This window comes from Vibrio sp. 10N.222.48.A3 (assembly GCF_041475345.1).
In the GTDB taxonomy this organism is placed as follows: Bacteria; Pseudomonadota; Gammaproteobacteria; order Enterobacterales; family Vibrionaceae; genus Vibrio; species Vibrio tasmaniensis_A.
Genome location: NZ_JBFRVX010000201.1, coordinates 7,976 through 15,643, shown reverse-complemented (window position 1 = coordinate 15,643; position 7,668 = coordinate 7,976). Strand labels below are relative to the sequence as shown.

Genomic DNA, 7,668 nt, shown 5'->3' with positions numbered 1-7,668 from the left:
CCGTTATCCATCATGCCAGCAAAGCCTTTCTCAACTGCAGGCCAGAATTCTTTAGGAACGTTACCGCCCACAACTACTGAGTTGAACTTGAAGCCAGAACCTGCTTCACCTGGTTTGATACGGTAATCGATCTTACCGAATTGACCAGAACCACCAGACTGTTTCTTATGCGTGTAGCTATCTTCAATTGCTTGAGTGATAGTTTCACGGTAAGCAACTTGAGGAGCACCAACTGTTAGGTCAACGCCGTAAGTACGCTTAAGGATATCTACCTTGATGTCTAGGTGAAGCTCACCCATACCTTTAAGGATAGTTTCGCCAGTTTCTTCGTCAGTCTCAACTTGGAAAGATGGATCTTCAGCAACCATTTTACCGATCGCGATACCCATTTTCTCAGAACCGCCTTTATCTTTTGGAGATACAGCGATAGAGATTACTGGAGTTGGGAAAACCATTGGCTCAAGCGTTACTTGGTCTTTTGGATCACATAGAGTGTGACCAGTTTGAACGTTCTTCATACCAACGATCGCAATGATGTCACCAGCTTGTGCGCTAGTTAGTTCGTTACGGTCATCAGCTTGCATCTCAACCATACGGCCAACACGCTCAGTTTTACCTGTGAATGAGTTAAGGATCGTGTCACCTTTGTTCAATTTACCAGAGTAAATACGAACGAAAGTTAGAGCACCGAAACGGTCATCCATGATTTTGAACGCAAGCGCTTTGAAAGTTTCTTCAGTAGAAACGATAGCGTGGTTGCCTGTTTCTTCGCCGTTCTCATCCATTAGAGGTTGAGGATCAACTTCAGTTGGAGAAGGTAGGTAATCTACTACAGCATCAAGGATAACTTGCATGCCTTTGTTCTTGAACGCAGAACCACAGAACGTAGGGAAGAATGCGATATCACGAGTACCTTTACGGATACAACGTTTGATGTCTTCGATAGAAGGCTCTTCACCTTCCATGTAAGCTTCCATTAGGTCATCGTCTTGCTCTACAGCAGTTTCGATTAGCTCTTCACGGTATTGCTCAACGTCATCAACCATGTCCGCAGGAACATCAGTGATTTCGTAGTTTTCAGGAAGACCAGTGTCATCCCAAACGTATGCTTTACGGCTTAGAAGGTCTACAACACCCACGAATTCATCTTCGCGGCCGATTGGTAGAACCATAACTAGAGGAGTTGCACCTAGAACGTTTTTAACTTGGTCAACAACGTTGTAGAAATCTGCACCCATACGGTCTAGTTTGTTAACGAAGATCAGACGAGATACTTCTGATTCGTTAGCGTAGCGCCAGTTAGTTTCTGATTGTGGTTCAACACCACCAGAACCACAGAATACACCGATACCGCCATCAAGTACTTTAAGAGAACGGTATACTTCAACTGTGAAGTCAACGTGTCCAGGAGTATCGATAACGTTTAGACGGTGACCGTTCCAGAAACAGCTTACAGCTGCTGATTGGATAGTAATTCCGCGCTCAGCTTCCTGTTCCATGAAGTCAGTAGTTGATTCGCCATCATGTACTTCACCAGTCTTGTGGATCTGACCAGTTAGCTTAAGGATACGCTCAGTGGTAGTTGTTTTACCCGCATCAACGTGCGCGAAAATACCAATGTTTCTGTATTTCGATAAATCTGCCATTGTCTTACTCTGTTAATAGGATATAAAATGCGCGCAGAGTATATCACAATCTGTGAGGACTGATAGCTTTGCATGCATTTGGGACTAAAAAACTTTGCCTTTTTCTAACATATAGAAAAGGCAATCTGAAGAAACAATCTAAATGATTGTTAAGTTTAGTGCTAACTTAAAGCGAAAATAGCGTTTAAGTTAGACTGAATTTCTGCTGTATAGAGTAGCTGAAGTGAGCTCAATTACAACTCATCAAAAGCATTAATTGCTTCCGATAATTTTTTCACACCGTGGATCTGCATTCCTGGAATGCCACCTTTAGGCATGTTAGCCGCTGGTACAATGGCTCTCTTGAAGCCGTGTTTAAACGCCTCATTTAAGCGCTCTTGACCGCTCGGTACAGGTCGAATCTCACCAGCAAGGCCTACTTCGCCAAAAACCACCACATCTTTTGGCAATGCGCGGTCTCTGAAACTCGAAAGTAATGCCATTACCAATGCAAGATCAGCACTGGTTTCGGTTACTTTAACACCACCAACGACATTCACAAACACATCTTGGTCAGCCATTTGTAAGCCGCCGTGTTTATGCAGCACGGCTAATAACAATGACAGTCGATTTTGCTCGAGACCAACAGCGACACGACGCGGGTTAGCCAGCTGCGAATAATCCACCAGCGCTTGAATTTCGACAAGAAGTGGACGCGTCCCTTCCCAAACCACCATCACTGAACTGCCTGAGGTTTCTTCTTCACCACGAGACAGGAAAATAGCCGATGGATTGCTAACTTCTTTTAGTCCTTGCCCTGTCATGGCAAACACACCTAGCTCATTCACTGCACCAAAACGGTTCTTGTGGCTGCGCAAGGTTCTAAAACGACTGTCCGTTCCGCCATCTAACAACACCGAACAGTCAATAATGTGTTCAAGTACTTTTGGTCCCGCTAAGGTACCGTCTTTAGTTACGTGTCCCACTAGGAACACGGCAACGTTGTTCTGTTTCGCATAGCGCGTTAATGCGGTTGCCGATTCGCGCACCTGAGCAACACTGCCAGGAGACGATTGAACGTCAGCGACATGCATAACTTGGATTGAGTCGATAACCATGATCTTAGGCTGCTCTCTTTCTGCAACCTGACAGATTTTATCAACATTGGTTTCAGAGAGCATTTTGAGATGCTCTTTTGGTAACCCTAATCGAGATGCTCGCATCGCAACTTGTTGAAGAGATTCTTCGCCAGTGACATAAAGTGTCGGTAACTGGGAAGAAAGCTGACACATAGTCTGCAATAGCAGGGTTGATTTACCGGCACCAGGGTTACCACCAATAAGAATCGCAGCGCCAGGTACAACACCACCACCAAGTACACGATCAAGCTCTTTGAAGCCACTACTAAAGCGCGGGACCTCTTGCAAGTCGATTTCCGATAGCGTTTGAACCGAAGATTCAGTTGCACCACCAGCGTAACCACTTAGTCGTTCATTGCGCGCGACCTGAGGTGAAGCGGCTAACCTAACTTCTGTAATCGTGTTCCAAGCACCACATGCATTGCACTGCCCTTGCCAACGTGGAAAGTCAGCACCACAGTCATTACACACATAAGCTCGCTTTGCCTTAGCCATAAAACCTCAATAATTTGCTTAGTAACGGGTAAATGTTGCTATTTTGTGACCCCGTTGACCGTACAGGTGAAAATAAAAGTTGCAGTAGGGCCACGAATACCTAAAGATCAAATACAACTCGTCGATAACAATAACGCACCATCCATTCTAACAAGAAAAGTATGCAGCAATCTGAAATTCTATCTGTAGCAGAACGACTTATTCCGGCCTACCATGCCGAAGATTTCGAATTCCTTCTTTCTCAAATGACAGAAGGCGAATCACCGTCTCTAAAACTGCTCGTTAAAATGGAACTGAATCGTATCATGGCTCCGTGCACAAAGAGCATTGATTTACGCGGGCGTATTGATAATGAATGTCATCAATTCACGCTAGACGAGCGTAAACATTGGCTTGATGACATAGCTTTGAACGCGTATCAACGTGGTACTAAAAAATTTAAAGGTTATACCGAGGGCGTGTGGGAGTTAGTGATGACACCTCGCATTCAACCTCTTCGTAATATTGTTAAAACATCCTCTCAAGATGACCACGATATCACTAACGCTGATAGCCCCTATGAAGCAGAAGCCATTAACCTCGGTTACGATTTAAAACGCAAAGAAAACAGGCTCAAGATTAGCTCACAGGTTGAAATCACCACGCCTAAAGGACAAAGCCTACATGGTGTGACAGTTGATATTTCTCCGTCGGGTGCAAAGTTCAAGGTACCAAGGGCGTTTAAATACAACCTAGGGGAAATCATCAGTGTTAAATTCACTGAGCTTGTTGAGAAGTCACTAGAAGCCGATGTTAATGAGGCGGTTGAATTTCGTATTCTGGGTATTGATGAATCCTACGAGAACAATGCAGTCAAATTTTTAAGATGCATGAGAATCAGCGATACAACGAGTGTGGCTCGTTTACTCGATGAATCTCTAAATAGTGTCAGCAAGAAAACCAGCCATGAGAATCAAGATAGGCTCATTCGAACGCGAACTCGCGGTATTGAACACACCTATCTAAAGTACACCTGTAATCTCCCTCTATTCTTCAGTGGTAGTGAGTTGAAGCTCGCGCTGCTCACGGATAACAATCATCCCCAATGGCAATACTGGCATGATGAGCGTAACCAACAGGCTCTGGGTACTTTGTTCAACGAACAACGTATGAACTTACTCGCTAAGCCTGGCGTGAAGGGAACCAGTAACGTTATCTACTCTTTTACCCATGAACATAAAAATAAGACCTTGTTCTACTCGATGATGCTGCCTGAAGCTTCTCGTGAAGAGAGGCAACTGTTCTGGCACATCGGCGGTAAACGTAAAAGTTGGAAGGCGTTCAAATTCTCGGTTTTCGAATTATCCGACGCTGAGCGACAAGCCTTAGCTGAGCATTCAGATACGCTTGCTCAAAGCTCTGCGCAACTGACTCATTGCGGTATCTTGCAAGAGATCGGTGATCACGAAAGTGCTGCCGATTACCTATTAAGTGAAAAACCACGCATTCCAAGCAGTGACCTTAATCGCTTTCGCCATCCTCGAACGGTGGTGGGGAACATTCAAAGTATCTACTTTGATTCCCAAAGTCGTCGTAAAGAACCGAGATATAGCTTTAAATCGCCAATTCAACTCACATCACAAGATAGCCCAACAATAAATGGACACACTGTAGACATATCAAAACGTGGCCTAAGCATTACCCTTGAACACCCAATGGTACTCAAGATTGATGATCCGGTTGTGGTGAATTTTAATGAACTGCAACTCTATGATAAAAACTTGCCATTAAGCACAGTGCCTTACCATGTAATTCGTGTAAGCCCGAACGGTTGCAATGTTCAATTGGTTATCACCGAGAATGCAAAAACAATGCGTACCATCGCCTTCCTCAATGGGCTTATCGATCAGAACCAAAGTAAGCTAAATAAGAAGCAAGAAATACTGCCCACCGATTCACTGCTTAAATCACTGCACACTGTTTTGCTTAACAAAATGGTCAGTAATCCAATTTTCATTGATAAGCCGGGCTCAACGTTGCGTTGTAAGCTCATTGGTGTGAACTTCCCGCTGAACAAGCATCTAGCGTTACTCGCTAAACTTGGGCACAACCAAAAGTTTTCACTGGAACCGATTTTCAAAGGTCACTCTAATTCACTATTAGCTGAGCCACTGAAAAGAATTGAAGGTGCAGAGCCAAAACATCATGACGTATACATTGCTGCGATAAAGTTTGGTAACAAGATTCAATCTGTACATACGAAGTTGGTGAAAGACTTTGCATCTACGAAAGAACGTATCTCGTTCATTAAGAAGGCACAAGATCTGGGTGATGTGTATGTACTGCGAGTCACTACCGCCCCTATCTTTAATCCATTAACAAGTTTGTTCCAATCAGACTTAGCCGAGCTTTCGCGCATCAGTATGCACCAAGCGAAGAAGTTAGAGAGTGAGGTCACCGCTTTTATTGGTTATGGTGAGATAGAAGACATTACCGATGAAGTATTGATTCGATTAGAACTCTCGCACTAAATAACCAGATCAACTTACCGGTTTGTCGACTTATCGGATTTAAAAATAGAAAAAGCAGGCTCATCACCTGCTTTTTTGTATCCGTTATACCGCCCTAAATATGACTAAGGCTTCGCTTGCCAGCTAATTTTTTGCTGCTTAGCTAATACACCTGACAAGATACAAAGCACCCCACCTAAGCCAGCATAACGCACAGCAGTTTGAGCTTGTTGTTCAACTTTCGGTTTTGCATGGTAAGCAATCCCTAAACCGGCAGAACCCATCATAACCAAGTCATTGGCACCATCACCCACGGCAACGGTGTTATGCAGTTCCAGTTCATACTCTTCAGCAAGTTCTACCAAGATATCCGCTTTGGTCTGTGCGGAAACAACATCGCCTAATACTTCACCCGTCAATTTACCATTGACGATCTCTAGCGTGTTTGACTGAGCGTGGTCAAGATCAAGCGTATCTTTCAGGTAGTCTGAGAAATAAGTAAAACCACCCGATGCAATCGCCGTCTTCCAGCCAAGTTTATTCAGAGTATTCACTAGCTCAACCAAGTCTGGCATGAATGGTAATGACTGGCGCACTTGCTCCAGTATCGACTCATCCGCACCTTTCAGTGCCCCAACGCGTTGGCGTAGGCTCTGTTCAAAGTCGAGCTCGCCTTGCATCGCACGCTCTGTTATTTCAGAAACTAACTCTCCGACTCCTGCGAGCTTTGCTATCTCATCGATGCATTCAATTTGAATTGCTGTGGAGTCCATATCCATCACGATCAAACCTGGCTTAGATAAGTCTGGGACCTCGCTAAGGCAAGCATAATCAAGCTTCAGTGCTTGTAAAATTTCTTCGTGTGCCGGGGTTAAGTTCCCTGACATCAGTGCCACTTCGTAATGTCCCACCTTCCACGTATTGAGGATGGTGTTGTAGGTACCAGTGAAAAAGTCGATGTCATCAAATGATTGTGGAGATAAGTACTCACCGAACACAATCCAATTGGCTTTAGATTTTGCGAGTTGAGAAGCGAAACGTGTCTCGGGGAGTCGGGTTAATAATGTCGTATGCCTTTTAATCGGCAGATATTTCTGAGCGTCCATGTGTATGATTCCTAATTAACTATGCTAAACGTTAACCTATTGCAATTTGAAAACGCAAGTCTCAATATGTCTTAATCATAACATTTGTTTATTTCAGGCTTCGTGAAACATGAATGAATCATTGTTCTCAATACGTAACGCTTTACGAGTACTAGCCCTAATTCTGTTGGCTGCTATGTTCGTGGTAACCATTAAAAACACAGTAGTGATCAGTAAAGGTAATGAGAAGATCCAAGCAAAACAGTTGGAAACGCTGACCAAACTACTGATCTCACAGGCATCACTTTCAGCCAGTAAGATGATCACTCAGCAAGACCAAGAGCGCCTGCTAGAGCTCACTAACCAACTCTCTCAGGATCGATTGGTATTTGATACCACCATCTACGATGCAGAAGGGATTCGACTGGCTTCGAGTGAAAAAGCGCTCTCGGTACGCGAAGTTCTTGGCTTAGACACACCTCTTTCAACGGCAAGTATCGGCAGGCAGCAACTCGTTGAACCTATTTACTCTCCAGAGAGTACGATCATTGGCTTTATCCGCGTGACTTTTGAGACAGGAAAAATGACAGCTATTTCTGATCATCACTACCGTAAGAGCGATCGCTACATGATCGGTATGGTCTTAATGGGATTTGTCAGTGGCGTGTTGTTCATCATGCTTATTCGTAAAAGAAAGGCTAAGTCTGGGGAAAACTGGCTGCTTAAAAATGTCAGCTCTTAACGGCTTAGTTTAACAAATCCAATAAAAAGCCCCGAAGCTCAGGCAGCAACGGGGCTTTTGTTATCTATTAAACTTTGCGGTATCTATTAAGCT

At 44.1% G+C, this 7,668-nt stretch carries 5 protein-coding genes; 2 read left to right on the top strand and 3 right to left on the bottom strand.

Going from position 1 to position 7,668, the window contains the following annotated elements:
- Nucleotides 1-1,646: elongation factor G (fusA, locus tag AB4653_RS07180; protein WP_372103679.1), on the bottom strand; the 1,646-nt coding region annotated here is incomplete at its 3' end.
- A gap of 233 nt (nt 1,647-1,879) precedes the next feature.
- The gene (radA, locus tag AB4653_RS07175; RefSeq protein WP_009847515.1) at nt 1,880-3,259 is read right to left on the bottom strand and encodes a DNA repair protein RadA; all 1,380 of its coding nucleotides are present in this window, start codon (nt 3,257-3,259) and stop codon (nt 1,880-1,882) included.
- Nucleotides 3,260-3,420: 161 nt separating this feature from the next.
- Here radA and AB4653_RS07170 point away from each other — a divergent pair, with 161 nt between their 5' ends.
- A complete protein-coding gene (locus AB4653_RS07170) occupies nt 3,421-5,769 on the top strand; it encodes a PilZ domain-containing protein (protein ID WP_012604687.1) in 2,349 nt (782 codons plus the stop codon).
- Nucleotides 5,770-5,873: 104 nt separating this feature from the next.
- Here the strand turns inward: AB4653_RS07170 and serB are convergent, their stop codons facing one another.
- Nucleotides 5,874-6,854 (bottom strand): phosphoserine phosphatase, encoded by a 981-nt coding sequence (gene serB / locus AB4653_RS07165; protein ID WP_009847517.1) that lies wholly within the window; start codon nt 6,852-6,854, stop codon nt 5,874-5,876.
- Nucleotides 6,855-6,963: 109 nt separating this feature from the next.
- On the opposite strand from serB, the gene AB4653_RS07160 reads away from it, so the two are divergent.
- Entirely contained in the window at nt 6,964-7,575 is a 612-nt protein-coding gene (locus AB4653_RS07160) for a YtjB family periplasmic protein (RefSeq protein WP_009847518.1), read from the top strand.
- Nucleotides 7,576-7,668: the final 93 nt, after the last annotated feature.